Below are 26,161 nucleotides of genomic sequence, written 5' to 3'. Positions count from 1 at the left end.
CGGCGACAGGCCCGCGTACCGCACCACCGACCGCTGACGGAAGACACCGGTGACGACCACGGCCCCGTCCTTCTGCGCCGGACTCCCCTCCCGGGCGCAGACCGTGCTCGGCTCGGGGATCAGCGCGGGAGCGCTCATGGCGGTCCTGCTCAATCCGTTCTTCCACCATCTCGGCACCCACAGCCGCAACGCTGTGGCACTCAAATCCTCCTAGGGTCCTGCCGTGCCCACATCGCCAGAGACAGAAGAAGGAAGCACCATGGCAGCTTCGGCGGACCACAGGCCCACGCAGCGCATCGTCATCGAGAACTGTTCGATCGCCACCGTCGACGCCCACGACACGGAGTACGCCTCGGGGCACGTCGTCGTCGCGGGCAACCGCATCGAGTCGGTCGGCGCGGGTGACGCGCCGCGGGGACTCACCGGCGTCGTGCGCCGGATCGACGGCACCGGACACCTCGTCACACCCGGTCTGGTCAACACTCATCACCACTTCTACCAGTGGATCACCCGGGGCCTCGCGACCGACCACAACCTCTTCGACTGGCTGGTCGCGCTCTACCCGACGTGGGCGCGCATCGACGAGCCGATGGCCCGCGCCGCCGCACAGGGCTCCCTCGCCATGATGGCCCGCGGCGGAGTCACCACCGCGATGGACCACCACTACGTCTACCCCCGCGGCTCCGGCGACCTGTCCGGTGCGATCATCGGCGCCGCCCGCGACACGGGCGTACGGTTCACGCTCGCCCGCGGCTCCATGGACCGCAGCGAGAAGGACGGCGGCCTGCCGCCGGACTTCGCCGTGGAGACCCTCGACGGCGCCCTCGCGGCGACCGAGGCGACCATCGACGCGCACCACGACGCCTCCTTCGGCGCGATGACGCAGATCGCCGTCGCGCCCTGCTCGCCCTTTTCCGTGTCGACCGAACTGCTCAAGCAGGGAGCTGAGTTGGCGCGCCGCCGGGGTGTGCGGCTGCACACCCACGGCTCGGAGACGGTCGAGGAGGAGCAGTTCTGCAAGGAACTGTTCGGCATGGGCCCGACCGACTACTTCGAGTCCACCGGCTGGCTCGGCGACGACGTGTGGATGGCGCACTGCGTCCACATGAACGACTCCGACATCGCCGCCTTCGCCCGCACCGGCACCGGCGTCGCCCACTGCCCGTCCTCCAACGCCCGCCTCGCCGCGGGCATCGCGCGGGTCCCCGACATGCTCGCCGCCGGCGTCCCGGTCGGGCTCGGTGTCGACGGCACCGCCTCCAACGAGTCCGGCGAACTGCACACCGAACTGCGCAACGCCCTTCTCGTCAACCGTCTCGGCGCCCACCGCGAGAAGGCGCTCAACGCGCGCCAGGCCCTGCGCCTGGGTACCCACGGCGGAGCCAGGGTCCTCGGCCGCGCCGACGAGATCGGCTCGCTGGAGCCGGGCAAGCTCGCCGATCTGGTGCTGTGGAAGCTCGACACCCTGGCCCACGCCTCCATCGCGGACCCGGTGACCGCCCTGGTCTTCGGCGCGGCGGCACCCGTGACCCTCTCCCTCGTCGACGGCAGGCCCGTGGTCGAGGACAACCGCCTCGTCACCGTCGACGAGGACGCGATCGCCCGGGCGACCCGCGACGAGGCCAGGCGCCTCGCACGGATCGCCGCCGGAGCCTGACGGCCCGGCAACCCCCATGACAGGCCGGCCGAGGGGGACGGCCCTCGGCCGGCCGCTGCGGACCGCACAGGCCCGCAGCAGCCCGTACGGGATGCGCGTACGAGCCGTACGCGCACTCGCGCGGGTGAGCCCGAAGCTGCCGCACCAGCTGCACGACCTGCACCAACGCACCACTCAGCACCACCTCCCTGACACCCACGTCGCCCGACGTGTACCCGACCGGAGGAAGCCGTGGCAGCTACGCCCAGGTTTCGCAAGAACGCAGTCGAAGGAAAAGCGGCCGGAGCACGCGCGGCCGAAGAGCCCGGCCGGAAGCATCCGGTCGACGAGAAACTACCGCCCCTCAGGATGTTCACCAGCGGTCTCCAGCATGTGGCCGCCATGTACGCGGGCGTCGTGGCGCCCCCCATGATCGTGGGGCCCGCCGTCGGCCTCAGCGCCGAGGAGACCGCCTTCCTGATGGGGGCGAGCCTGTTCACCGCGGGGATGGCCACCCTGCTCCAGACCCTCGGCTTCTGGCGCATAGGCGCCAGACTGCCGTTCGTCAACGGCGTCTCGTTCGCCGGGGTGACCCCGATGATCGCGATAGGCAAGGACCGGGGGCACGACGGCATCGCCGTCATATTCGGCGCGATCATCGTCGCCGGCCTCCTCGGCTTCGTGCTCGCCCCGTACTTCTGCAAACTGGTGCGGTTCTTCCCGCCCGTCGTCACCGGCACCGTGATCACCCTGATCGGTGTCTCGCTGCTGCCGGTCGCCTTCAACTGGTCGCAGGGCGGCGACGCCACCGCCCGCGACTACGGCTCGACGACCAACATCGCCATGGCCGCCGTCACCCTGGTGATCGTGCTCGCCCTGCGCAAACTGCTGCGCGGCTTCCTCCAGCAGATCGCGATCCTGCTCGGCCTCTTCGTCGGAACCCTGATCGCGATTCCCGCGGGCATCACCGACTTCGGGGCGCTCGGCGACGCCGACCCGGTCGGCTTCCCGACGCCCTTCCACTTCGGCGCACCGCAGTTCGAGATCGCGGCGATCGTCTCCATGTGCATCGTGATGCTCGTCTGCATGACCGAGTCCACCGCCGACATGCTCGCCCTCGGCAAGATCGTGGGCCGCCCGGCCGACGAGCGGACCATCGAGGGCGGCCTGCGCGCCGACACCCTGGGCAGCGCCGTGAGCCCGCTCTTCAACGGCTTCATGTGCAGCGCGTTCGCCCAGAACATCGGGCTCGTCGCGATGACCAGGGTGCGCAGCAGGTTCGTCGTCGCCGCGGGCGGCGTCATCCTGGTGCTGCTCGGCCTGGTCCCCGTCGCCGCGTCCGTCATCGCCCTCGTCCCGCTGCCCGTCCTCGGCGGTGCCGGGATAGTGCTCTTCGGCTCGGTCGCCGCGAGCGGCATCCAGACACTCGCCGCCGCGGCCCTGGAGAAGGGCGAGAACGCACTGATCGTCGCGGCGGCCGTCGGCGTCGGCCTGATCCCGATCGCCGCGCCGGACTTCTACCACGCCTTCCCCGAGGACATGCTCGTGGTCCTGGACTCGGGCATCTCCACCGGCTGCGTCGTGGCGATCGTCCTCAACCTGGCCTTCAACCACTGGGGCCGGAAGCCGGACGCGGAGCCGGAGGCCGGAGCAGGAGCCGGCGCGCAGCCGAAGGAGCCGATGGCCGTACCTGCGGCCCGCTGACCCACCGGAGCGCGTACGGGACCCGCGCGGGGAACGCGTACGCGCACCGGGGCTTCGGTGTCAGCCGATGTGGAAGGCGTCGCCGTAGACGTGCCAGTCCAGCGGCGGGTCGAGGTTCAGATTGCCGGCGCGCAGGAAGACGCGCTGGGCGGTGTCCACCCGGCTGGTGTTCGAGTGGGCCTCCTCCTGCTTCATCGCCCAGACCCGCGCGTCCAGGAACGCGTCGAGGTAGGCGACCTCGTCACCGCCCTGCGACGGGGGCCGGGCCTGGGAGAGGGCCATGTCGCGAATGGCCCAGAATCCCGTGCGGTCGCCGCCGCCCCCGTGCATGACGATGGCGTCGTAGTAGGCGAACTGACCCAGCGTCCCGATGCCGTCGGCCTTTCCCTGCTGCACCGCCGGGTCGAAGTACACCCGGTCGCGCTCGTCGTTCTGCGCCTGCTGGAAGGCGGGGTCCGACGCGGCCCTGGCCCAGGCCCCGGTGAACCCGGGGTCGAGGCCGTCGTGCGAATCGGTGCCGTCCACCTCGCGCAGGGCGGGCAGGTAGCGGGCCAGGGCGTTGCCGGGAACGCGCTGGGTGTACAGCTCGACCAGATCGAGCATGTCGCCGGTGCCGGAGCAGAATCCGATGATGCCGCCGGTGTATCCGCGGCCGTCGTCGATGTCCTCGATGTAGCCGTACTGGCCCTTCCAGTCCAGCGACGAGTTCTCGGCACTGGACACCAGCTGCATGGCGATGTCCTTCTTCGCGGGGTCGTCGAGTCCGGTCGCGGCTGCCTCCAGGTGTGCTGCCGCCGGCTTGGGGGCGCCGGCCTGGGCGGTCGCCGGAATCGCCGTGAAGGCCAGCCCGAGGGCGAGCGCGGCGAATCCGACGCTGCGGGTGAGTCGGGTGGTGCGACGCGGGGTGCTGGTGTGGGGGTGATGCACCGGTCCTCCAACAGGAGTTCGTCGTTCCGATGTTCTGTTAGGAAACTTTCCTACCAGAAGTCGGAGCGTGGGGGTAACCCCTGTGCACGTACGGCCGTAGGGCGTCAGTTCCCGTCGATGCGGTAGCTCTCCCCGTAGACCTTCCACGCCAACGGCGTCTCCAGCTGGAGCTTTCCCTGGCGGACGAAGACGCGTTGCGCGGTCTCCACCCGGCTGGTGTCACTGTGCGAGGGCTCTTTGCGGATGGCCGCCACCCGGGCGTCGAGGAAGGCGTTCAGATACGCCTCCTCGTCCCCGCCGTCGGCCGGTGTGTCCTGCTCGGCGAGCGCCTGGGCGCGTATCGTGCGGAAGCCGACGGTGCCCGGCGAGTCGGCGCCGCCGTGCATCACATAGGCGTCGTAGTAGATGAACTGCCCCAGCGCGCTCAGCCCGTCGGCCTCGGCCCGCTCGACCGCGGGGCCGAAGTAGGTGTGGTCCCGCTCGGCGTCCTGGGCCGCCCGGAAGAGCGGATCGCCCGCGGCCCGGGTCCACGCCGCCGTGAAGGCGTCGCCCAGCCCCTCGTGCGAGTCGCTGCCCCGTACGGCGCGCAGGGCGGGCAGGAAGCGCTCCAGGCCGTTGCCGGGACGCTTCGCCGTGTAACGCCCGACCACGTCCAGCATGTCGCCGGTGCCGGAGCAGAATCCGATGATGCCGGCGGTGTATCCGCGGCCGTCGTCGATGTCCTCGATGTAGCCGTACTGGCCCTTCCAGTCCAGCGTCGAGTTCTCGGCGCTGGACACCAGCCGCATCGCGATGTCCTTCTTCGCGGGGTCTTCCAGCCCCTTCTCCGGGGAACCGGGACCGGAGGCGGAGCAGCCGGCCAGGACGAGGGCCGCTGCCGCGGCGAGGGCGAGACGTCTGAGCTTCACCCGCCAAGCGTGCCAGGCCGGGGGTCCGGAGCTGCCCGGGGTCCGGCGCCTGTAGCGTTCGGGACATGGAAGATCAGTCTGTTGTGGACGTCGGCGATGTGCGGCTGGCGTACCGGACCTGGGGTGACCCGTTCGGCTCGCCCGTGGTCCTGTTGCACGGCCTCGGCGCCTCGTCCCTGAGCTGGGAGGCGGTGGGCGGCCTCCTCGGCGAGGAGTGGCGGGTGTACGCCGTCGACCTGCGCGGTCACGGCGGGAGCGACTGGCCCGACGAATACGGCTTCGAGCAGATGCGGGACGACGTCCTGGAGTTCCTCGACGCCTGCGAGCTCGACCGGGTCGGCCTCGTCGGCCACTCGATGGGCGGGGTGGTGGCCTATCTCCTCGCGGAGGAGTACGCGGACCGGGTGGAACGGCTGGTGCTGGTGGAGACCCCGCCGCCGTTCCCGGGACAGCCGGCCGCCGACGGGCGCCCGGGCGGGCCGGTGGACTACGACGAGAACGCCGTGGACGAGGTCAGGGCCCAGGTCGCCGACCCCGATCCGAGGTGGGCGGACGAACTCGGCCAGATCGTCGCCCCGACGCTGATGATCGCGGGTGGTCCGGAGAGCACCATGCCGCAGGGGAGGCTCGCCGACATGGCCTCACTCATCCCCGACTGCCGGCTCATCACCCTGGGCGGCGGCCACCACGTGCACAAGAAGCACGCGGAGCAGGTGGCCCAGCAGATCAGCGAGTTCTTCACCAGCTGACGGGCGGCGTGGGATCGACCCGCCGTTGCGGGGCGCGCCGGCGCATACCCCGGGCCGCCGACGGGATCGCCGACGGCCCGGGGCCGGGCCCGCTACGCGCGGGCCTCGTGACGCGCGGTGCCCGGCACGCCGTGCCGGACCGGCGTCACATCGTCATGCCGGAGTGCATGCCCTTCTTGCCTCCCGCTCCCATGGCCCCGTTCATGCCCATCGACATGGCGTGGATCTCGTGGACCGCCGGCGGCATGATCACGAACGGCCGCATCATGCCCTCGTCCTCGTGGGAGAGGATGTGGCAGTGGTACATCACCTTGCCGGTCTGGTCGGCGAGGCGGCCGGCCACCGTCACGAGGCTGTTGGCGGTCACCGTGACGGTGTCCTTCCAGCCCGACTCCTCGGGTGCGACGGGCATCTGCGCACCGAGGGTCAGGGGCTTCGTCGTCCGGCCCGCGGCGACGTCCAGGCCCGAACCGTCCACGGCCCGGCGCTCGATGACCTGGAAGTTCATCAGGTGGATGTGCATCGGGTGGTAGATCGGCACATCCACCGGACCCGCGCTGATGAAGTGCCACTTCTCCCAGGTGCCGGCGGCCGCGAAGAAGGTGGTGGTGTCCTCGAACACGGCACCGGTACGCCGCAGCGTCCGGGTCCTGCCCGCCATCACGATCTGCACGATGCCGTCCCCGGACGGAGTGCCCGAGGCGACCTCCTGCAGCTCCCAGAGCTGGGGCATCCCGCCGGTGCTGTCGAAGGCCATCATGACGAACCGCTCGGTCGCGTCCGACGGAACGTCCGATGCCTTGAGCTTGCGGAACGATGCTGACAACGTTGTCGGAATGCGAGTCGGCGCGTGTCGCTTCCTGTCGACACGGAACTGCATGACCTCGGGGTAGGGGATGGCGAAGTCCGGAAGGGGCGCCCCGGGACGCTGCCCCTGGACGGTGTTGACGAGTTTGAGCCGCTTCCCGGGGAACGCGGCGAAGTCGATCACGATGTCCGCGCGCTCGGCGGGGGAGAGGGAGACCGCCTCCTCGACGGTCTGCGGCTTCCCCAGCAGACCCATGTCCGTGCCGATCAGCTTCATGGCGCCGGGCACGGCCTTCCCGGTCTCCTCGTCGACGACGACGAGCCGGTAGATGCGGGTGTCCGACGTGTTGACGACCCGGAAGCGGTAGGCGCGGGCCTCCACGTCCAGGTGCGGCCAGACCACGCCGTTGACCAGGGTGAAGGGGGCGAGGGCGGACAACGCGGACGGCAGCCTGCCGGGTTCGGGGGCGTCGGGCCCGCCGATGATCCGCTTGAAGACGACCTGACCGTTGAGGCGGCCCTCGGCGTCGGTGTCGAAGTTGACGTCCTGGATCGCCAGCGGGATCTCGTAGTCGCCGCGGGGCAGGTCCAGCCGGGACTCCTCCTTGTCGCGGACGATGTAGTTGCCGACCAGGCCCGCGGTCACGTTGAGCGCGGTCACCGCCATGGCGTGGTCGTGGTAGAAGAGGTGCGTCGCCGCCTGGTCGTTGGCGTACTCGGCCAACTGCGTGGAGCCGGGCCCGACTCCGTATTCGGCGGCGCCGTCGTTGATGGCGTTCTGGTGTCCGCCGTGCAGGTGCACGGTCGTCCACGCGGTGAGCTTGTCGATCTCCGGGCGCGGATACGAGCCCTGTGTTCCCGGGCGGTTGTAGGGCAGCAGGCCGGGGCCGGGGCCCTCGCCGTGCACCCAGACGGCCTTGACGGGAGTGGTGCCCGTCAGCCTGTTGTTCCACGCGATACGGAACGTGTGCCCGCGCCGTGCCTCGATGGTGGGGCCGGGGAAGTGCCCCTGGTAGGTCCACAGGCGCGTGGTGGGCATCTGCGAGTGCAGACGGACGCGGGCCTCGACGAGGTCGATCTCGGTGATGCTCTTCTTCCCCGGTCTCAGCGTCGGGGGGATGCGCAGCGGGTCCTTGAACGGGGCCAGTGTCGAGTGTGTCGGCCCGCTCACACCGGGAAGGGCGTTGGCTGCCGGCACCGCGTCGTGGCCGGTGTCGTTCGAGCGGAGGATGCCGGTTCCGGCTACGGCGACGGCTGCCGTAGTGAAGCCCGCCATGCCCAGAATGGACCGCCTGGACGTGCCAGTCATCTGTGTACTTGTCCTAAATCGAATAGTCGGCGCGTGTGAACGCGCCCGTGCGGTAGCCGTCATGGCCGCAGCGCCGGGCTTGACGGTGCGGCAGGGAAGGGGCGGCTCGCGTCACCACAGGGGGTGCGTGGTGGGGCCTGCCCCGGCGAACGATGCCAGATTTGCGCCTCGATTGTACGATTTTCCGGTTCCGTTCGGGGGGAAGTAGACCATAACGATGTTGAACGTGCAAATAAAGTGTGGTTTTGGTGGAGGCGTCTCCCGGTGTCCCGCATCCCGGGCGGTGGTGGGGTGACCGAGGTTCGGACGGGCCTTCGGTGCGTTTCGATCCGTCCTCTTGTCCCCACCCCCACCCGCATGGGATATAGGTCTGGACCATTGCTCCCGGATGGAAGGCATCACTGTGCAACGCCCCCACGCACGCACCGCGTTGACCTGTTCCACCGCGCTGCTCATAGCCGCGCTCACCTCCTGCTCGGGGTCCGCCGAAGCGGACACCCGGAAGCCGACCACCCCCCGGGGGGTGACCGTGCAGGCCGGCAGCGCGACCACCGCCCACGTCATGTGGGAGCGCGCCTCGGACGACAGGGGGATCACCGGCTACGACGTCTACCGCGAGGGCGAGAAGGTCGCCGCGGTGCCCGCCGCGAAGCTGATGACCGACGTCGACGGCCTGACCGCCTCGACCGCTTACACCTTCACGGTCCGGGCCCGCGACGCCGCGGGGAACCTCTCCGACCCGAGCGCCGCCGTCCCCGTCACCACGCCCGCCCCGACCCCCGCGGACGAGGAACCCCCCACGGCCCCCGTCAAGTTGCGCGGAAGGGCGGAGGGCAGCCGGACGGTCACGCTCTCCTGGGGTGGTTCGACCGATGACGTGGGCGTGACGTCGTACGACATCTACCAGGAGGACGCCAGGATCCACAGCGTCTCCGGGACGCGGACGACGGCCCGGCTCACCGGGCTGCGGCCCGGCACGGTCTACACGTTCACGGTGCGCGCCCGGGACGCCGCGGACACGTCGTCGCCGGACAGCGGCGCCCTCGACCTGACCACCCCGTCCGCGCCCGGCGCCCCCGCGAGCACGGCGCCCACCGGCCTGCGGGCCGAGACGAAGCCGGACGGCGAGGAGTTCCTCGTCGACCTCTCCTGGGACCAGCCGGACACCGGCGGCACGATTCCCGCGTACCAGCTGTTCCTCGACGGGAGGATGACGACCACGATCGTCTGGGGCGGCACACCGCCCGTGGGGCGGGCGACCTACCGGCTCACGCTCACCGACCCGCCGGGCACCCGCCATTCGCTCAAGATCCGTCCGAAGCTCCCGGACGGGAAGTGGGGCGACTTCTCGGCGCAGCGGACGGTGGTGCTGCCCGGCTGAGGCCGGCCGGGCGGCGCCTACCGGTGCCGGTTCCGCAGCACTCCCGCGAACAGGAAGGCGAGCAGTCCGGCGAGCGGAACCACGAGCAGGCCCACCCGCAGGCTCGTCGCGTCGGTGACCAGGCCGACGACCGGTGGTGAGGCGAGGAAGCCCAGGCGCATCAGCCATGACACGATCGCCAGCCCGGAACCGGCCTTCAGGCCCGGCAGTTCGTCGGCCTCGTGCATCGCGGCGGGCACCAGGGTCGCCACACCGAAGCCGGCCGCCGCGAAGCCGAGCACGGTGCCGGGCACCGTCGGCACGGCCAGGGCCAGCCCCATGCCGCCCGCGGCGACGATCCCGCCTGCCCGGGCGACGGTGCGCTGGCCGAACCGGTCGACGAGCCGGTCGCCGATGCTGCGGCCGACGAACTGCGCCCCCACCAGGGCGATGTAGCCGAAGGCCGCCAGGGTCACCGACGCGTGCAGCGAGCCGGACAGATAGAGCGTCGCCCAGGAACTGCCGGCGTCCTCGACCAGCGTCCCGGCGGTGGCGATCAGGACGAGTGCGGTCAGCATCCACACGGTGCGTCGGCTTCGCACGGCGGCCCCCGCCGTCCGGTCCCGGATGCCGTCGGCGGCGGGCTCGGACGCGGAATCGGTGTCCTGGCCCGGGAGGCAGAACCGCAGGGCGACACACGCGGCGACGGCGAAGACCACGGCCGACAGGGTCAGGTGCTGCCCGCGTGACAGTCCGAGTGCGATGGCGGCCGCGGCCATGGAACCGCCGGTGACGGCGCCGATGGACCAGATGGCGTGGAAGGAGTTGATGATGGAGCGCCCGTAGAGGCGCTGCACCCGCAGTCCGTGGGCGTTCTGCGCGACGTCCGTGATCGCGTCCATCGCACCGGCCAGGAAGAGTGCCCCGGCGAACAGGACCACGGAGTCGGCCAGCCCCGCCGCCAGGATCCCGGCTCCCGTCACGAGTGTCCCGGCCACCGCCGTACGTGCCGACCCCAGGCGCCGGACGACCACCCCGGCGGCCAGTCCCGCGGCGATCGCCCCGGCGGGGAAGGCGGCGACGGCCAGCCCGTAGGCGGCGTTGCTCAGGCCGAGGTCCGCCTTGATCTGCGGATACCGAGGCAGGAGGTTGGCGAACAGGGCGCCGTTGGTGAAGAAGAGCACGGCAACGGCGACACGGGCATGCCGCTCGGCCGGTGCCGGCCGGCTCAGTACGTCGACAGTCATACGGGGAGCCTATAGGTAGAGCGTACGAACGTACACTCCAGGTCGCACGTCATCGCCGCGGCGGTCCGCCGGGAGCCCGGGGGTGCCGGAACGCGGGAGCGCCGCACCCCCCGCTCGTCGCCCGGCGGGGGGTGCGGCGCTCCGGGCTGTGGGTCAGCCCAGCTGCTCGTACGCCGGCAGCGTCAGGAAGTCCGCGTAGTCCTGGTCCAGCGAGACCTGGAGCAGCAGGTCGTGGGCCTGCTGCCACCTGCCGGCCTCGAAGGCCTCGTCGCCGATCTCCGCGCGGACCGCCGCCAGTTCCTCGGCCGCGACCTTGCGGGCCAGGTCCGCCGTCGCGTGCTCGCCGTTCTCGAAGACCACGTCCGCGTTGATCCACTGCCAGATCTGCGAGCGTGAGATCTCGGCCGTGGCCGCGTCCTCCATCAGGTTGAAGATGGCGACCGCGCCCATGCCCCGCAGCCACGCCTCGATGTAGCGGATGCCGACCGCGACGGCGTTGCGCAGGCCGTCGTACGACGGCTTCGCGTCGAGCGTGTCGATGGCGATCAGGTCGCCCGCCGCGACGGAGACGTCCTCGCGCAGGCGGTCCTTCTGGTTCGGCCTGTCTCCGAGGACCGCGTCGAAGGAGGCCATGGCGATCGGGACGAGGTCCGGGTGGGCCACCCAGGAGCCGTCGAAGCCGTCGTTCGCCTCGCGGTCCTTGTCGGCCTTGACCTTCTCGAAGGCGACCTTGTTGACCTCGGCGTCGCGCCGTGACGGGATGAAGGCCGCCATGCCGCCGATTGCGTGCGCGCCGCGCTTGTGGCAGGTGCGGACCAGGAGTTCGGTGTACGCCCGCATGAAGGGGGCGGTCATCGTGACCAGGTTGCGGTCCGGCAGGACGAACTTCGCGCCGCCGTCCCGGAAGTTCTTCACGATGGAGAAGAGGTAGTCCCAGCGGCCCGCGTTCAGCCCCGAGGCGTGGTCGCGGAGCTCGTAGAGGATCTCCTCCATCTCGTACGCGGCGGTGATCGTCTCGATCAGGACGGTCGCGCGTACCGTGCCCTGCGGGATGCCGGCGTAGTCCTGGGCGAAGACGAAGATGTCGTTCCAGAGCCGTGCCTCCAGGTGCGACTCCGTCTTCGGGAGGTAGAAGTACGGCCCCTTGCCCAGGTCGATCAGGCGCTGCGCGTTGTGGAAGAAGTACAGGCCGAAGTCGACCAGGGCCCCCGGCACCGGGGTGCCGTCGAGCTGGAGGTGGCGTTCGTCCAGGTGCCAGCCGCGCGGGCGCGTGACGACGGTCGCGAGCTCCTCGGCGGGCTTGAGTGCGTAGGACTTGCCCGACTTCGGGTCGGTGAAGTCGATGTTCCGGTTGTACGCGTCGATCAGGTTGAGCTGGCCGGTGATCACGTTCTCCCACGTGGGGGCGGACGCGTCCTCGAAGTCGGCGAGCCAGACCCTGGCGCCCGAGTTCAGGGCGTTGACGGTCATCTTGCGGTCGGTGGGGCCGGTGATCTCGACCCGGCGGTCGTCCAGCGCGGCCGGGGCCGGGGCGACCTTCCAGGTGTCGTCCACGCGGACCGCTTCCGTCTCCGGCAGGAAGTCCAGGGTGGAGGTGCGGGCGATCTCGGCCCGGCGCTCGCCCCGGCGGGCGAGCAGCTCGTCGCGCCGGGGCGTGAACCGCCGGTGCAGCTCGGCCACGAACGCGAGGGCCGCATCGGTCAGGACCTCGTCCTGCCTCGGCAGGGGCTCGGCGTCGACGATGGCCAGCGGGGACGGCGCTGGTGCGGACATGAGCTGTCACTCCTTCAGCGTGGCGGCGCGGGCGGCCTCCCATGGCCGCCGGGTCGCCTGATGTGGCACGGGGTGCCACGGCTCCGGGATACGGCCGTGGGTGCCGTCCAGGTGCGGAAGCGTCGCGACATCGGTGCCGCGTGCTTCTGATCAGTGGATATTAGTTTCCTTATGGTGGAAGTTCAATGGTTTGTTGATGTCGAGATTCTCCGGGTCGACAGAGCTGGCTGCCCGATGGCGCGGCGTGCCAGGCCGCCCGCGAAGGGCTCACGCGAGGTGCCTGAGGTCCTCGGCCGTGTCGATGTCGTACGCCTGGGCCACGTCGGAGCACTCGACGAGGGTGAGGGCGTCGCGATGCGCCTTCAGATAGGCCCGCGCCCCCTGGTCGCCGACCGCACCGGCCGTGATGTCCGCCCAGCGGTCGGCACCGAACAGCACCGGATGGCCGCGCTTCCCGTCGTACGAGGCGGCCGCCAGGGTCATCCGCGAGCGGTAGGCCGAGAGGACCCGGGCCACCGCCTCCGGCCCGATCCCCGGCTGGTCCACCAGGAGCACGAGCGCCGCGTCCGCCTCCAGTCCGGCGAGGTCGCCCAGGCCCGCCCGGAGCGACGAGCCCATGCCCTCCTCCCACCGCGGATTCACCGTCACCGCGCACGCGGACAGGTCCGCCCGCACCCGGACCTCCTCCGCCGCGGCGCCCAGGACGACGCGGACGGGCCCGCACCCGCCGTTGCGCAGGGATCGCACCGCGTGTTCGACGAGGGGGCGGCCGCGATGCTCCAGCAGTGCCTTCGGCCGGCCGCCCAGGCGGCGCCCGCCGCCTGCCGCGAGCAGCACCCCGGCGACCACGGGCATCCGTTGTGTGTGAGCCATGCGCCCTGGATACCACTGTGCCGCTCGGGAACGCGTAAGGGACGTCACCCCTCGGGGGATCCGCGTTCCGTGTCCGGAGAGTGGCGCGCGTCACCTTTCATAGCGTTAACTGACGGACACGCCCAGGCATTTGGCCACCGTGGGGGGCGGGTCGACACACCGGCACGATGACGTGCGAGGGGGAGTGCTTTGTTGCGAAGCGTGGGGCAGGAGCGGTTGACCGGAAGCGATGGGGATCCGAGAGCCACGGAGCTGCGTACCGCTGTCTCCAGGCTCCGCAGGGAGCTGGCCGGACACCGTGCCGAGTTCCCTGACCGGGGCATCGCCGAGGACGAGCTGGCCGCGCTGGACTCGATGGCGGCTGGTGGCGCGCCCGAGATTCCCCGGTTGCGCCGCTCGCTGCTGCTGGTCGCCGGGGCCATCGGCTCCGTCAGCGCACTGGCCCCGGGGCTGCGCGAGGTGCGGAACGCCGTCGAGCTCTTCGGCGAGTCCCCGACGTCCTGACCCGCGGAGTTCCCGACGCCCTGACCGCCCGACGCGGAGTCCGTGACGGCCCCGGCCGCCCTGCGCCTCCGGGCGTCCCGCCGGCCTGTCGCGAGCGGTGGGGCGGGGCGTCAGGAGGCGGGTCCGCTGCTGGCCAGGGCCTCGGACAGTTCCTTCGCGATCTGCTGCAGGATCGGCACGATCCGCTCGGTCGCCGCCTCGGTCACCCGGCCCGCGGGCCCCGAGATCGAGATGGCCGCCGACGTGGGTGAGTCCGGCACCGGGACCGCGAGGCAGCGCACCCCGATCTCCTGCTCGTTGTCGTCCACGGCGTAGCCCGCCCTGCGCACCTGCTCCAGGGCGTCGAGGAAGCCGTCCGGAGTGGTGATCGTCTTCTCGGTGGCGGCCGGCATGCCCGTACGGGCCAGGAGGGCGCGTACCTCGTCGGCCGGTGTGCCGGCGAGGAGCGCCTTGCCGACGCCGGTCGAGTGCGGGAGCACCCGGCGCCCCACCTCGGTGAACATCCGCATCGAGTGCTTCGACGGCACCTGGGCGACGTACACGATCTCGTCCCCGTCGAGGAGCGCCATGTTCGCCGTCTCACCGGTCTCCTCGACCAGGCGCTGGAGGTACGGACGCGCCCACGTGCCCAGCAGCCGGGACGCGGACTCGCCGAGCCGGATCAGGCGCGGACCGAGGGCGTAACGGCGGTTGGGCTGCTGGCGTACGTAGCCGCACACGACGAGGGTGCGCATGAGCCGGTGGATGGTGGGCAGCGGGAGGCCGCTGCTCGCGGAGAGCTCGCTGAGACCGACCTCGCCCCCGGCGTCCGCCATGCGCTCCAGCAGATCGAAGGCGCGTTCGAGGGACTGGACCCCGCCACTGGGACCGGCGGGCTTGGAGTCGGAAGTGCTGGCGTGGGACGGCGGCACGTCAACGGTCCTTTCGAAGCGGAGGCAAGGCAGCAGCCTACCGGGCCGTTCCCGATCGGCCCACTGCTCCCGATGCGGCGTCCTTGCCGGTCAGGGCCTGTTTTGTCCCGGTGTCGACGATCCGGCACGTGTGGCGCCCGCAGTCGGGTGACGCCTCGCTTGTCCATTCTACGTTCCGTCTGGCGAAAATGAACTTTTACTTCGTGGAAACTCTCGAACCGTGCGGCGTGCCGTCCCGATCGCCGCCCGGCGCGGAGGGTCAGGTCTTGACGGGCCGCTTCCCCGAGTGAAGACTCCTTCAACAGTTCGTTGAATTTCTGCGTGAGGAGCACAGGTGCCCGTTCAGGACACGAAACTGGTACTCCGTTCGACGCGCGTCGTCACCCCCGGGGGAACCCGCGCCGCGGCGGTCCTTGTCGCGGACGGGGAGATCGAGGCCGTCCTGCCGTACGACGCCGAGGTGCCCGACGGCGCCCGGGTCGAGGACCTGGGTGACGACGTGCTCCTGCCGGGCCTGGTCGACACACACGTGCATGTGAACGACCCCGGCCGCACCGAGTGGGAGGGCTTCTGGACCGCCACCCGCGCCGCCGCGGCCGGCGGCATCACGACCCTGCTCGACATGCCCCTGAACTCGCTCCCGCCGACCACCACGGTCGAGCACCTGCGGGTGAAGCAGGAGGTCGCACGCGCGAAGGCGCACGTCGACGTCGGCTTCTGGGGCGGCGCGGTCCCGTCGAACACGAAGGATCTGCGCCCGCTGTACGAGGCCGGGGTGTTCGGGTTCAAGTGCTTCCTGTCGCCGTCGGGGGTCGAGGAGTTCCCCGAGCTGGATCAGGAGCAACTGGCCCGGTCCATGGCCGAGGTCGCGGGCTTCGGCGGTCTGCTGATCGTGCACGCGGAGGACCCCCGCCATCTGGCGGGTGCCCCGCAGCGGAGCGGGGAGAAGTACGCGGACTTCCTGGCCTCGCGGCCGCGTGACGCGGAGAACGCCGCGATCGAGGGCCTGATCGCCCACGCCAGGCGCCTGAACGCACGGGTCCACGTGCTGCACCTCTCCTCCAGCGACGCGCTGCCGCTGATCGCGGCCGCCAGGCGTGAGGGTGTCCGCGTCACCGTCGAGTCGTGCCCGCACTTCCTGACCCTGACCGCCGAGGAAGTCCCCGACGGCGCGACCGAGTTCAAGTGCTGCCCGCCCATCCGTGAGGCCGCCAACCAGGACGCCCTCTGGGAAGGACTCGCCGACGGCACCATCGACTGCATCGTCTCCGACCACTCCCCGTGCACCACCGACCTCAAGACACCGGACTTCGCCTCCGCCTGGGGCGGGATCTCCTCGCTCCAGCTCGGGCTGCCCGCGGTCTGGACCGAGGCGCGGCGGCGCGGACACACCCTGGACGACGTCGTCCGCTGGATGTCCGCCGCCCCCGCCGCCCTCGCCGGACTGACCCGCAAGGGCGCCATCGAGGCGGGCCGGGACGCCGACTTCGCCGTGCTCGCACCCGACGAGACCTTCACCGTCGACCCCGCCGGACTCCTCCACCGCAACCGGGTCACGGCCTACGCCGGGCGGACCCTGCACGGCGTCGTCAAGTCCACCTGGCTGCGCGGCAGCCGGATCGCGGCGGACGGCGAACCCGCCGGGCCGGCCGGCCGTCTCCTGGAGAGGAACCACTGACCATGACCGCGACCCCGCACTTCACCGGTGACGCGCGCCCCTACGCGGGCGGCGACCCGTACGCCGACTACCGCACCGCCGAGTTCGTCTTCACCTCGCTCGTGGACCTGGCCGACCGGCGGATCGGCGGCGGAGTGATCGCCGCCAACGACGAGTTCTTCGCCGAACGCGAGAACATGCTGAAGCCGGAGCCGGCGGAATTCGACCCGGAGCGCTTCGGGCACAAGGGCAAGATCATGGACGGCTGGGAGACCCGCCGCCGGCGCGGCGCGAGCGCCGCCGAACCCCACCCCACCGACGAGGACCACGACTGGGCCCTCGTGCGCCTCGGAGCACCCGGCGTCGTACGGGGCGTCGTCGTCGACACCGCCCACTTCCGCGGCAACTACCCGCAGTCCGTCTCCGTCGAGGCGGCCTCGGTGCCGGGCTCCCCGTCCCCCGAGGACCTCCTGGCCCCCGGAGTGGAATGGACCACCCTGGTGCCCCGTACGCCCGTCGGCGGACACGCGGCCAACGGCTTCGCGGTCGACGCCGGCCGACGCTTCACCCATCTGCGCGTCAACCAGCACCCCGACGGCGGCATCGCCCGGCTCCGCGTCCACGGCGAGGTCGCCCCCGACCCCGCGTGGCTGGCCGCTCTCGGGACGTTCGACGTCGTCGCCCTGGAGAACGGCGGGCAGGTCGAGGACGCCTCCGACCGCTTCTACTCCCCGGCGGCCAACACCATCGCGCCGGGCCGCTCCCGCAGGATGGACGACGGCTGGGAGACCCGCCGCCGCAGGGACAAGGGCAACGACTGGATCCGCTACCGGCTGGCCGAGGATTCCGAGATCCGGGCACTGGAGATCGACACGGCCTGCCTGAAGGGCAACGCGGCCGGCTGGGCGGCGGTCTCCGTACGTGCGGGGCAGGACGCGCCGTGGGCCGAACTCCTGCCCCGCACACGGCTCCAGCCGGACACGAACCACCGGTTCGTGCTGCCCGCGCCGGTGCGCGGCACGCACGTCCGGATCGACATCTTCCCGGACGGCGGGATCTCGCGGCTCCGGCTCTTCGGCTCGCTCACCGAGGAGGGCGCTGCGCGGCTGGCCGCCCGGCACGAGGAGCTCGGCGGGTAGCGGTCCGTGGGCTGGTGTGCCGGTTCGTGCCCGTCCTGCGGGCATATGGGACCCTGGCCGGAACGCCGCCCTACCGACCAGGAGCCGCCATGATCTTCATCGCCGTCAAGTTCACCGTGCGTACCGCCGAGCGGGACAACTGGCTCCCCGCCGTCGAGGCGTTCACCCTGGCCACCCGTCAGGAGCCGGGCAACCTCTTCTTCGAGTGGTCCTACAGCGTCGAGAACCCGGACCAGTTCGTCCTGCTGGAGGCGTTCGCCTCGCAGGAGGCGGGCGAGGCCCACGTGAACTCGGAGCACTTCAAGGCGGCGATCGACACCATGTCCGACCTCGTCACGGAGGTTCCGGAGATCATCAACGTCGACGTACCCGGCGACGACTGGTCCCGGATGGCGGAGGTCACCCCGCGCAACCGCTGACCCGGGACGCTCGCGGCGGACCGTGCCGGCGGCCCCGGTGCACGGGCCGCCGGCACGGTCGGGTCAGAACTCCTCGTGCGTGTCGGGGTCTCCGCCGAAGCGGTGCGCGGGCCGGGCCCCGATGCGGCCGAGTTCCCGCTGTGTGAGCTCGAACCCGAACAGGTCGAGGTTCTCCCGCTGCCGCCCGGGGTCCGCCGACTTGGGGATCGGCACCGCCCCGAGCTGGGTGTGCCACCTCAGCACCACCTGGCCGGGCGTCACACCGTGGGCGTTGGCGGCCGCGATCACCTCCGGGGTCTCCAGCACCTGACGTCCCCGGGCCAGCGGGCTCCAGCTCTCCGTGACGATGCCCTTCGCGGTGTGCACGGCCCGCAGCTCCTCCTGCGGGAGCAGGGGGTGCATCTCGATCTGGTTCACCACCGGCAGCACGCCCGTCTCGCGCTCCAGCCGGTCCAGGTGGGCCGCCGTGAAGTTGGAGACGCCGATCGAGCGTACGAGTCCGTCGCGGCGGAGCTTGATCATGGCCTTCCAGGTGTCCACGTACCTGTCCACCCGGGGCAGCGGCCAGTGGATGAGATACAGGTCGACGTACTCCAGTCCCAGGTTGTTCCGGGACTCCTCGAACGAGGCCAGCGTCTCCTCGTAGCCGTGGTGACGGCCCGGGACCTTCGTCGTGACGAACAGTTCCTCCCTCGGCACACCCGCGCGGGCGATGCCACGGCCCGTGCCGCGCTCGTTGCCGTAGTTCAGCGCCGTGTCCACGAGCCGGTAGCCGAGCCCCAGCGCCCCGGCCACCGCCTTCTCGGCGTCCTCGTCGTCGAGCGGCCAGGTGCCGAGGCCCACCGCGGGGACGGTGCTTCCGTCGTGGAGGTTGCGGACCGGGGTCGGTGTCTGGCGCATGGTCTCCCGTTTCGTTCGCGTGCAGTCCTCGCCAGCCTAGGGCTGTCCCGTCGTCCCGGCGGGCGCGCGACGACGGCCACGGTGCCGTTCGCCGGGCGCACCGACGGCTTCCGCCCGACAGTGGGGTCATGACACCCACGGGCGCGCGGACTGCCGGACACGCGGCAGCGAGGTGAAGGAGCAGGACCATGGCGAAGCTGACTCTCACGACGTTCGTGTCACTCGACGGTGTGACGCAGGCGCCCGGAGGGCCGGACGAGGACACCACGGGGGGATTCGCGTACGGCGGATGGCTGGTGCCCTTCGCGGACGCGGACATGGGTGCCTTCATCGGCGAGGTCTTCGACCGCTCGGGTGCCTATCTCCTCGGGCGGCGTACGTATGACATCTTCGCCTCCTACTGGCCCCGGGTCACCGATCCGGAGGACCCGGTCGCCACCCGGCTCAACACGCTGCCCAAGCACGTCGTCTCCACCACACTGACCGATCCGGCCTGGGAGAACACCACGGTCATCGCGCGGGACGTGCCCGCCGAGATCGCCCGGCTGAAGGAACGGACGGAGGAGGGGGAGCTGCAGATCCACGGCAGCGGCGTCCTCGCGCGGTCCCTGATGGGGCACGGCCTGATCGACGAGTACAACCTGCTCGTCCACCCGGTCTACCTGGGCGCGGGCCGGCGGCTTTTCCCGGAGGGCGGACGGCCGACCGCGTTCGAGCTGCTGGACACCAGGACCACCGGGAGCGGGATCGCGATCCAGACCTACCGGGCCGAGGGGCCCGCACGGTTCGGGACCTTCGAGCGCGAGCTCTGAGCGGCGCGACCGCCGTCCCGCCGGCCCTCGGAGGGGTACGCCTCAGGGGGCCGGAGGGAGCAGCGCCGGGTCGGAGGCGGCGGCGCGCAGCCGGCCCAGGATGGCCCGGGCGGCCTTCGCGTAGCCGGGGCTGTTGTTGTGCAGGACCGACTCCGCGTTGGCCAGCTCCATGAAAGCGATGAGCTCGAAGGCGAGTTGTGAGACATCGGTGTCCGCCGCGAGTTCGCCCCGCACCCGCGCCTCCTCGACCGTCTCCTCCACGAAGGTGACCCACCCGGTCTGCGTGGAGGCCAGGGCGTCGTGCACCTTGCCCTCCCGGGAGTCGAACTCGGCGATGGTCGCGTAGAAGAAGCAGCCGCCGCTGAACACCCTGCGCCGCGAGTAGGAGAGCCAGCTCTCGCACATGCGCCAGACGCGGCCGAGTCCCGGCGGCGCCGCCCGGGTCGGTGTCAGCACGTGCTCGACGAAGACACCGACGGCGGCGCGGACGGTGGCGAGCTGCAGTTCCTCCTTGGAGCCGAACAGTGCGAACACACCGCTCTTGCTCAGTTTGAGCTCGGTGGCCAGCCGTCCGAGCGACAGACCCTCCAGCCCCTCGGTCGAGGCGACGTGGACCGCGCGCCCCAGCACCAGCTGCCTGGTCTGGTTCCCCCGCTCGACCCGTCCGTCCAGCCGCGCTCCACCCATGTGCCCAACTCCGTGTGTCCGAGCGTCCCAAGGCCGACATTCTAGGAGGAGCCGACGCTGCGGGGACACCGGTTCGGGCCGCTGACAACCCCCCTGGGCCGCCCGCCGGGGCCATCCTTCGGACAGCGGTTCCCGGTGCGTCCGCCCGTTCGGTACGGTGATCGCTCCCCGTGCGAGCCGGCGAAGTCTCCACACCGATTCCGCTGTGGAGAACCAGGAGATCAAGGTGTCCTCTGCCGTCCTGCCCGCCCGCGCCCCCTCGCGCCGCGCGTTCGTCGCCGACCTTCCGCTCCTGCTCGTCGCCGCGGTCTGGGGCGGCAGCTATCTCGCGGCCAAGGGCATCACCACGCCCCACACCGTGGTCGCCGTCCTCGTCCTCCGCTTCGCGATCGTGCTGCCGGTCCTGGCCGTCGCCGGGTACCGCGGGCTCCGCACCCTGCGAGCCGCCCAGTGGCGCGGCGCGGGTCTCCTGGGCCTCGTCCTCGGCGTGATCTTCCTGCTGGAGACGTACGGCGTCGTCCACACGTCGGCCACGAACGCCGGACTCATCATCAGCCTCACGATGATCTTCACCCCGCTCGCGGAGGCCGCCGTCACCCGGGTCCGCCCGCCGGGGCCCTTCCTCGCGGCCGCCGGCCTCTCGGTCACGGGCGTCGTGCTGCTGACCCAGAGCGGCGGCTTCACCCGCCCCTCGGCGGGCGACCTCCTGATGCTCCTGGCCGCGCTCGCCCGGACCGTCCACGTCCTGGCGATGGCCCGCATCAAGGCGGTCCGGGACGCCGACTCGCTGTCCCTGACCACCGTGCAGCTGGGCGGCGCGGTCGCCGTGTTCGCCGTACTGGCGGCCGTCCCGGGCACCGGTGAGGCGCCCTGGACCGTGGCGACGGGGTTCGGCGCCGCCGAGTGGACCGGGCTGGTCTTCCTCTCGGTCTTCTGCACGCTGTTCGCGTTCGCCGTGCAGATGTGGTCGGTACGCCGTACCTCGCCGTCCCGGGTGAGCCTGCTGCTCGGCACGGAACCGCTCTGGGCCGCCGCTGCCGGGATCGCGATCGGCGGTGAACGCCTCGGCGCGCCCGGGCTGCTCGGCGCCGTGCTGGTGCTGGCGGGCACCGCGTGGGGGCGCCGCCACGCCGGGGTCACGTCCTGATCGAGTCAGCCGCGATCATCACGGCCGCGCCCGCCACGACCAGCACGATGCTGACGAAGACCGCGTAACCGTCGAGGACGTCGAGCCTCGCGACCAGCGCCCACAGCCGGAACCAGCCGGTCCACTCGTGCAGCAGTCCGGCCGCACCCTGCGCGAACACGATGAACCCGACCGTCTCCACGAATTTCTTCATGGCCCGAGCCTGGCGCGGCCCGTCGCAGGTCCGCGTCCGCCATCGGTCTGCGGGCACACGGCGAAAGTCTCGGATCGTGCGACTTTGGTGTCTCCCCGGCCCGCAACGGTCTCTTCGCGTCCCCCGCCTGCGTAGATTCGTCGACATGACACGCGTGGAGTACCGCTGGCTGCTGCCCTCGGACCTGGCCGGCGACGAGCTGCCCGGGGACCGGGGCAGGGCGCGCCGGACCGTGCGGGACTGGGCCGTCGACATCACGGCCTTCCTCTGCGCCGCCGGCATCGGGGTGCTCGCCCTCGCGGCCATCGAGGCCGATCCGACCACGTCCGACAACGTCGTCTTCGCCGACTCGCTCGTCGGCGCCGCGGCGTGCTGCGCACTGTGGCTCAGGCGGAGGTGGCCCGTCGCGGTCGCTGCCGCCCTGACGGCCGTCAGCCTCGTCGAGCCGGCGGCGGCCGGGGCCACGCTGGTCGGCCTGTTCAGCCTGGCCGTGCACCGGCCGTTCAGGCCGGTGGCCGTCGTCGGCGCGGGCGCCCTCGCCATCACCCCCCTGCAGCCGTTGCTGCGGCCGGACCCCGAGACGTCCTTCGTCGTCTCCGTGGTCATCGGTGTCCTGCTGATCCTCCTCGTCCTCAGCTGGGGCATGGCCGTACGCTCACGGCGCCGGCTGGTCGTCTCCCTGCGCGAGCGGGCACGCCGCGCGGAGACCGAGGCGGCACTCCGCGCGGAGCAGGCGCAGCGGCTGGCCCGTGAGGCCATCGCCCGGGAGATGCACGACGTACTCGCCCACCGCCTGACACTCCTCAGCGTCCACGCCGGCGCCCTCGAATTCCGGCCCGACGCACCACCGGCCGAGGTCGGCCGCGCCGCCGGAGTCATCCGGGACAGCGCCCACGAGGCACTCCAGGACCTGCGCGAGATCATCGGCGTCCTGCGCGCTCCCGGGGAGGGCGACGAGGGGAACCGGCCGCAGCCCACGCTGGTGACGCTCGGGGCGCTGATCGAGGAATCCCGCGCGGCCGGCATGGAGGTCACCCTGGACGACCGCGTGTCCGAACCGGCCCGGGCGCCGGCCGCCACCGGGCGCACCGTCTACCGCATCGCCCAGGAGGCCCTGACCAACGCCCGCAAACACGCACCGGGCGCTCCGGTGCGTGTCACCGTGGCGGGCGGTCCGGGCGACGGGCTGACGATCGAGGTCGCCAACCCCGCCCCCGACGCCGCCTTCGACCCCGTCCCCGGATCCGGCCAGGGGCTCATCGGCCTGACCGAACGGGCGACCCTGGCCGGCGGGAACCTCGACCACGGATCCCGGCCCGACGGCGGTTTCACGGTGCGCGCCCGGCTACCGTGGCCGGCATGAGCACTCCCACGCCCCCGGAGACACCACCGGTCCGGCTCGTCGTCGTCGACGACGACCCGCTCGTGCGAGCCGGGCTCGCCCTGATGCTCGGCGGGGCCGACGGCATCCTCCTGGTGGGAGAGGGCGCGGACGGCACGGAGGTCGGGGCTCTGGTCGACCGGGTGCACCCCGACGTCGTGCTCATGGACATCCGGATGCCCGGCATGGACGGCCTCGCCGCGACCGAGGCACTGCGAAGCAGGCCCGGCGCCCCCGAAGTCGTCGTCCTCACCACCTTCCACGCCGACGAGCAGGTCCTGCGCGCCATCCGCGCCGGCGCCGCGGGCTTCGTGCTGAAGGACACCCCGCCCGCGCAGATCGTCGAAGCGGTCCGGCGGGTCGCGGCCGGGGAGCCCGTGCTGTCGCCCGCCGTCACCCGCCGGCTCATGGCCCGCGCGGCGGGGGACCCTGCGGACGACGGCAGGGCCCGCAGAGACCGTGCGCGGCACAGGTTCGCCGAACTGGGGGAGCGTGAGCAGGACGTCGCGGCCGCCGTCGGACGCGGCAGCTCCAACGCGGAGATCGCCGCCGCGCTGCATCTCAGCGTCGCCACCGTCAAGACGCACGTCTCCCGCATCCTGGCCAGGCTGAACCTCAACAACCGTGTCCAGATCGCCCTGCTGGTGCACGACGCGGAACTCCTCCACGAGGACGAGGACGGGGGGCCCGGCACCGTCCGGTGACCCGGTCCGCGGATATGCCGTCCGCAGCGGGGTTCCTTCCCTCCGTCGTGCGGGTCAGGTCCGCGGAGCGTTGCGGCACAGGCAGAACGGGTGCCCCGCCGGGTCGGTGTAGACCTGCCAGCCGTAGCCCGCCTCTCCGACGAAGCTCTTCCGGAAAGTGGCGCCCAGTGCGATCACCCGACGCTGCTCGGGCTCGAACTCGTCCACCTCGAAGTCCAGGTGGAACTGCTGCGGATGCTCCTGCCCCGGCCAGTCGGGCCGCTGGTAGTTCTCCACCCGCTGGAACGACAGCTCGACCCCGTCGCTGCGGAGGTTGACCCAGTCCTCCTGACTGATGTCGGTGTTGATCTCCCAGCCCAGCAACCCGGCGTAGAACTCCGCCAGTTTCCAGGGGTCGGGGCAGTCGAGAATCACATCGGTGAACGTCAGCATCCGGTGATCGTAGGTCGCGGCGCCGGCGCCCGCGCCGTATTTACCCTTCCCGCCGCATCTCGCGTCACGCCTCAGATGCCGGGGATCTCCGCCATCCGAACGGGGCGGTGTTCCCGGCGTGACAGCTCGCACGCCTCGGCGACGCGCAACGCGTGCAGTGCCTCCCCGCCGTCGCACGGGTTCGCCAGTTCGCCGCGTACGACGGCGAGGAACGCGTCGAGCTCGGCCTCGTACGCCGGGGCGAACCGCTCCAGGAAGCCCGGCCAGGGCTTCGCCGGGGCGGGCGGACCCGACGGCTCGGCGGACGTGAGCGGGGTGCGGTCGTCGAGGCCGACCGCGATCTGGTCCAGTTCGCCGGCCAGCTCCATGCGCACGTCGTAGCCGGCGCCGTTGCAGCGGGTGGCGGTCGCGGTGGCGAGTGTGCCGTCGTCCAGGGTCAGCAGCGCCGCCGCCGTGTCCACGTCGCCCGCCGCGCGGAACATCGCGGGGCCCGCGTCCGACCCGGTGGCGTACACCTCCGTCACCTCACGGCCCGTCACCCAGCGCAGGATGTCGAAGTCGTGCACCAGACAGTCCCTGAACAGCCCGCCGGAGAGCGGCAGATAGGCGGCGGGCGGGGGAGCGGGGTCGGAGGTCGACGCCCGCACGGTGTGCAGCCGGCCCAGGGCCCCGCTCCGCACCGCCGCCCGCGCCGCGGCGTACCCCGCGTCGAACCTGCGCATGAACCCCAGCTGGAGCACGCTCCCCGCGCGCTCGACCTCGCGCAGGGCCTCCAGGGTCCCCCGCAGGTCCAGTGCGACCGGCTTCTCGCAGAAGGCGGGCAGGCCCGCCCGCGCCGCCCGCCCGATGAGTTCCGCGTGGGCCGAGGTCGCCGATGTGATCACCACGGCGTCCACCCCCGCGCCGAGGACCGCCTCCGCGGAGGCGAGCGCGGTGGCGCCGGTGCGCTCGGCGACCTCCGCGGCCCGGACGCCATCGGGGTCGGCCACCACGAGGGAACCGACGCCCGGGTGGCGTGCCAGGACGCCCGCGTGGAAGGAACCGATCCTGCCCGTGCCGATGAGTCCGATGCGCATGCACCCAACGTGCCGCCCTGCCGACGCACTGTCAACTATATGTCCTGACAAATTGGAGGGTGCGGCGCGCAGGTACGCGGTACGCTCCCTGCCGTGCCCAGACCCGCCCCCGACTCCGCCGCCCTGGGGCTCGGCGTGGACCGCACCAGCCCCGTGCCGCTCTACCACCAGCTGGCCCAGCAGCTGGAGGCGGCCATCGAGCAGGGGCGGCTCGCACCCGGCAGCCTCCTCGGCAACGAGCTGGACCTCGCCGCCCGGCTCGGCCTCTCCCGGCCCACCGTCCGCCAGGCCATCCAGTCACTCGTCGACAAGGGCCTGATGGTGCGCCGGCGCGGTGTCGGAACGCAGATCGTGCACAGCCGCATCAAACGCCCGCTCGAACTGAGCAGCCTGTTCGACGACCTGGAGACCGCCGGCCGGCGGCCCGCCACCCGGGTCCTGCGCAACACGGTCGAGCCGGCCGGGCCCGAGGTCGCCGCCGCGCTCGGCGTCGGGGAGGGCAGTGACGTGCATCTCGTCGAGCGGGTGCGCTACGCGCACGACGAACCGGTGGCCCTGCTGCGCAACCACCTCCCGCCGGGGCTGCTCGACCTCGGCACGGAGCGGCTGGAGGCGACGGGCCTCTACCGGATGATGCGCGGCGCGGGGATCACCCTGCACAGCGCGCGCCAGACCATCGGCGCCCGGGCCGCCACCGCCGAGGAGGGCGAACCGCTCTCGGAGCCGGTGGGAGGCCCGCTGTTGACGATGGAGCGCACGACCTTCGACGACGGCGGCCGGGCGGTCGAGTTCGGCTCGCACGTCTACCGGGCCTCGCGGTACGCCTTCGAGTTCCAGCTGCTCGCCCGCCCCTGACCGGCTCCGGGCGGTTCCGCGTCAGAATGTTCGGACAAGAGCATTGACGGG

Annotated in this window: 25 protein-coding genes and 1 pseudogene; 14 read left to right on the top strand and 12 right to left on the bottom strand. The window is 71.7% G+C overall.

What is annotated here, in order from left to right:
* Nucleotides 1–61 precede the first annotated feature (61 nt).
* From ACFYY2_RS14690 to ACFYY2_RS14680, 3 genes and pseudogenes are all read left to right on the top strand, one after another.
* A pseudogene (locus ACFYY2_RS14690) lies at nt 62–214 on the top strand (purine permease); the annotation flags it as partial.
* Nucleotides 215–259: 45 nt separating this feature from the next.
* The gene (locus ACFYY2_RS14685; protein WP_388742002.1) at nt 260–1,657 is read left to right on the top strand and encodes an 8-oxoguanine deaminase; all 1,398 of its coding nucleotides are present in this window, start codon (nt 260–262) and stop codon (nt 1,655–1,657) included.
* Nucleotides 1,658–1,888: 231 nt separating this feature from the next.
* The gene (locus ACFYY2_RS14680) at nt 1,889–3,340 is read left to right on the top strand and encodes a nucleobase:cation symporter-2 family protein (protein ID WP_388741999.1); all 1,452 of its coding nucleotides are present in this window, start codon (nt 1,889–1,891) and stop codon (nt 3,338–3,340) included.
* A gap of 60 nt (nt 3,341–3,400) precedes the next feature.
* On the opposite strand, the gene ACFYY2_RS14675 is transcribed toward ACFYY2_RS14680, so the two are convergent.
* On the bottom strand, nt 3,401–4,267 hold the full coding sequence (locus tag ACFYY2_RS14675; protein ID WP_388741996.1) for a chitosanase: 867 nt from the start codon (nt 4,265–4,267) through the stop codon (nt 3,401–3,403).
* 104 nt (nt 4,268–4,371) lie between these two features.
* Nucleotides 4,372–5,175 (bottom strand): chitosanase, encoded by an 804-nt coding sequence (locus tag ACFYY2_RS14670; RefSeq protein WP_388741994.1) that lies wholly within the window; start codon nt 5,173–5,175, stop codon nt 4,372–4,374.
* A gap of 65 nt (nt 5,176–5,240) precedes the next feature.
* Between ACFYY2_RS14670 and ACFYY2_RS14665 the strand changes: the two genes are divergently transcribed.
* A complete protein-coding gene (locus ACFYY2_RS14665; RefSeq protein ID WP_388741991.1) occupies nt 5,241–5,924 on the top strand; it encodes an alpha/beta fold hydrolase in 684 nt (227 codons plus the stop codon).
* 145 nt (nt 5,925–6,069) lie between these two features.
* On the opposite strand, the gene ACFYY2_RS14660 is transcribed toward ACFYY2_RS14665, so the two are convergent.
* Nucleotides 6,070–8,007: a multicopper oxidase family protein gene (locus tag ACFYY2_RS14660; protein WP_388741988.1), complete on the bottom strand. Its 1,938-nt coding sequence runs from the start codon at nt 8,005–8,007 to the stop codon at nt 6,070–6,072.
* 421 nt (nt 8,008–8,428) lie between these two features.
* Between ACFYY2_RS14660 and ACFYY2_RS14655 the strand changes: the two genes are divergently transcribed.
* The gene (locus ACFYY2_RS14655; RefSeq protein WP_388741985.1) at nt 8,429–9,421 is read left to right on the top strand and encodes a fibronectin type III domain-containing protein; all 993 of its coding nucleotides are present in this window, start codon (nt 8,429–8,431) and stop codon (nt 9,419–9,421) included.
* Between the two features lie 17 nt (nt 9,422–9,438).
* Here ACFYY2_RS14655 and ACFYY2_RS14650 read toward each other — a convergent pair whose 3' ends face one another.
* The 3 genes from ACFYY2_RS14650 to ACFYY2_RS14640 form a co-directional block, all read right to left on the bottom strand.
* Entirely contained in the window at nt 9,439–10,647 is a 1,209-nt protein-coding gene (locus ACFYY2_RS14650; protein WP_388741983.1) for an MFS transporter, read from the bottom strand.
* Nucleotides 10,648–10,800: 153 nt separating this feature from the next.
* Nucleotides 10,801–12,420, bottom strand: coding sequence for a malate synthase A (gene aceB, locus ACFYY2_RS14645; RefSeq protein WP_388741980.1), 1,620 nt, complete (start codon nt 12,418–12,420; stop codon nt 10,801–10,803).
* A 267-nt stretch (nt 12,421–12,687) separates the two neighbouring features.
* The gene (locus ACFYY2_RS14640; RefSeq protein WP_388741978.1) at nt 12,688–13,293 is read right to left on the bottom strand and encodes an NTP transferase domain-containing protein; all 606 of its coding nucleotides are present in this window, start codon (nt 13,291–13,293) and stop codon (nt 12,688–12,690) included.
* 189 nt (nt 13,294–13,482) lie between these two features.
* Between ACFYY2_RS14640 and ACFYY2_RS14635 the strand changes: the two genes are divergently transcribed.
* The gene (locus ACFYY2_RS14635) at nt 13,483–13,797 is read left to right on the top strand and encodes a DUF5955 family protein (RefSeq protein WP_388741975.1); all 315 of its coding nucleotides are present in this window, start codon (nt 13,483–13,485) and stop codon (nt 13,795–13,797) included.
* Nucleotides 13,798–13,907: 110 nt separating this feature from the next.
* On the opposite strand, the gene ACFYY2_RS14630 is transcribed toward ACFYY2_RS14635, so the two are convergent.
* Nucleotides 13,908–14,708: an IclR family transcriptional regulator gene (locus ACFYY2_RS14630; protein WP_388741973.1), complete on the bottom strand. Its 801-nt coding sequence runs from the start codon at nt 14,706–14,708 to the stop codon at nt 13,908–13,910.
* 334 nt (nt 14,709–15,042) lie between these two features.
* Between ACFYY2_RS14630 and allB the strand changes: the two genes are divergently transcribed.
* The 3 genes from allB (at nt 15,043) to ACFYY2_RS14615 (ending at nt 17,923) form a co-directional block, all read left to right on the top strand.
* Complete coding sequence (gene allB, locus ACFYY2_RS14625) at nt 15,043–16,386, top strand: allantoinase AllB (protein WP_388741970.1); 1,344 nt, start codon at nt 15,043–15,045, stop codon at nt 16,384–16,386.
* Between the two features lie 2 nt (nt 16,387–16,388).
* On the top strand, nt 16,389–17,504 hold the full coding sequence (gene alc, locus ACFYY2_RS14620) for an allantoicase (RefSeq protein WP_388741967.1): 1,116 nt from the start codon (nt 16,389–16,391) through the stop codon (nt 17,502–17,504).
* 89 nt (nt 17,505–17,593) lie between these two features.
* Nucleotides 17,594–17,923 carry a putative quinol monooxygenase gene (locus ACFYY2_RS14615; RefSeq protein ID WP_388741964.1) on the top strand — a complete coding sequence of 110 codons (330 nt, stop codon included), beginning with the start codon at nt 17,594–17,596 and terminating at the stop codon, nt 17,921–17,923.
* 63 nt (nt 17,924–17,986) lie between these two features.
* On the opposite strand, the gene ACFYY2_RS14610 is transcribed toward ACFYY2_RS14615, so the two are convergent.
* The gene (locus tag ACFYY2_RS14610) at nt 17,987–18,823 is read right to left on the bottom strand and encodes an aldo/keto reductase (RefSeq protein WP_388741961.1); all 837 of its coding nucleotides are present in this window, start codon (nt 18,821–18,823) and stop codon (nt 17,987–17,989) included.
* Between the two features lie 188 nt (nt 18,824–19,011).
* Here ACFYY2_RS14610 and ACFYY2_RS14605 point away from each other — a divergent pair, with 188 nt between their 5' ends.
* Nucleotides 19,012–19,635: a dihydrofolate reductase family protein gene (locus tag ACFYY2_RS14605; RefSeq protein ID WP_388741959.1), complete on the top strand. Its 624-nt coding sequence runs from the start codon at nt 19,012–19,014 to the stop codon at nt 19,633–19,635.
* A 42-nt stretch (nt 19,636–19,677) separates the two neighbouring features.
* On the opposite strand, the gene ACFYY2_RS14600 is transcribed toward ACFYY2_RS14605, so the two are convergent.
* Entirely contained in the window at nt 19,678–20,322 is a 645-nt protein-coding gene (locus ACFYY2_RS14600) for a TetR/AcrR family transcriptional regulator (RefSeq protein WP_388741957.1), read from the bottom strand.
* 226 nt (nt 20,323–20,548) lie between these two features.
* On the opposite strand from ACFYY2_RS14600, the gene ACFYY2_RS14595 reads away from it, so the two are divergent.
* Complete coding sequence (locus tag ACFYY2_RS14595; RefSeq protein WP_388742422.1) at nt 20,549–21,469, top strand: DMT family transporter; 921 nt, start codon at nt 20,549–20,551, stop codon at nt 21,467–21,469.
* Here ACFYY2_RS14595 and ACFYY2_RS14590 read toward each other — a convergent pair.
* On the bottom strand, nt 21,459–21,662 hold the full coding sequence (locus tag ACFYY2_RS14590; RefSeq protein ID WP_388741954.1) for a hypothetical protein: 204 nt from the start codon (nt 21,660–21,662) through the stop codon (nt 21,459–21,461). The genes ACFYY2_RS14595 and ACFYY2_RS14590 overlap by 11 nt on opposite strands.
* Before the next feature lie 145 nt (nt 21,663–21,807).
* Here ACFYY2_RS14590 and ACFYY2_RS14585 point away from each other — a divergent pair, with 145 nt between their 5' ends.
* Both ACFYY2_RS14585 and ACFYY2_RS14580 read left to right on the top strand, forming a co-directional pair.
* Nucleotides 21,808–23,025, top strand: coding sequence for a sensor histidine kinase (locus ACFYY2_RS14585; protein ID WP_388741951.1), 1,218 nt, complete (start codon nt 21,808–21,810; stop codon nt 23,023–23,025).
* Nucleotides 23,022–23,747: a response regulator gene (locus ACFYY2_RS14580; protein ID WP_388741948.1), complete on the top strand. Its 726-nt coding sequence runs from the start codon at nt 23,022–23,024 to the stop codon at nt 23,745–23,747. Before ACFYY2_RS14585 ends, ACFYY2_RS14580 begins: the two co-directional genes overlap by 4 nt.
* Before the next feature lie 54 nt (nt 23,748–23,801).
* On the opposite strand, the gene ACFYY2_RS14575 is transcribed toward ACFYY2_RS14580, so the two are convergent.
* Both ACFYY2_RS14575 and ACFYY2_RS14570 read right to left on the bottom strand, forming a co-directional pair.
* A complete protein-coding gene (locus tag ACFYY2_RS14575) occupies nt 23,802–24,179 on the bottom strand; it encodes a VOC family protein (protein ID WP_388741946.1) in 378 nt (125 codons plus the stop codon).
* Between the two features lie 71 nt (nt 24,180–24,250).
* Entirely contained in the window at nt 24,251–25,255 is a 1,005-nt protein-coding gene (locus ACFYY2_RS14570; protein ID WP_388741943.1) for a Gfo/Idh/MocA family oxidoreductase, read from the bottom strand.
* Nucleotides 25,256–25,348: 93 nt separating this feature from the next.
* Between ACFYY2_RS14570 and ACFYY2_RS14565 the strand changes: the two genes are divergently transcribed.
* Nucleotides 25,349–26,110, top strand: coding sequence for a GntR family transcriptional regulator (locus tag ACFYY2_RS14565; RefSeq protein ID WP_388741940.1), 762 nt, complete (start codon nt 25,349–25,351; stop codon nt 26,108–26,110).
* Nucleotides 26,111–26,161 lie beyond the last annotated feature (51 nt).

This window comes from Streptomyces sp. NPDC001822, assembly GCF_042892135.1.
Classification (GTDB): Bacteria; Actinomycetota; Actinomycetes; order Streptomycetales; family Streptomycetaceae; genus Streptomyces.
The sequence above is the reverse complement of the archived record's forward strand: the minus strand, read 5'-3'. Positions and strand labels throughout refer to the sequence as shown.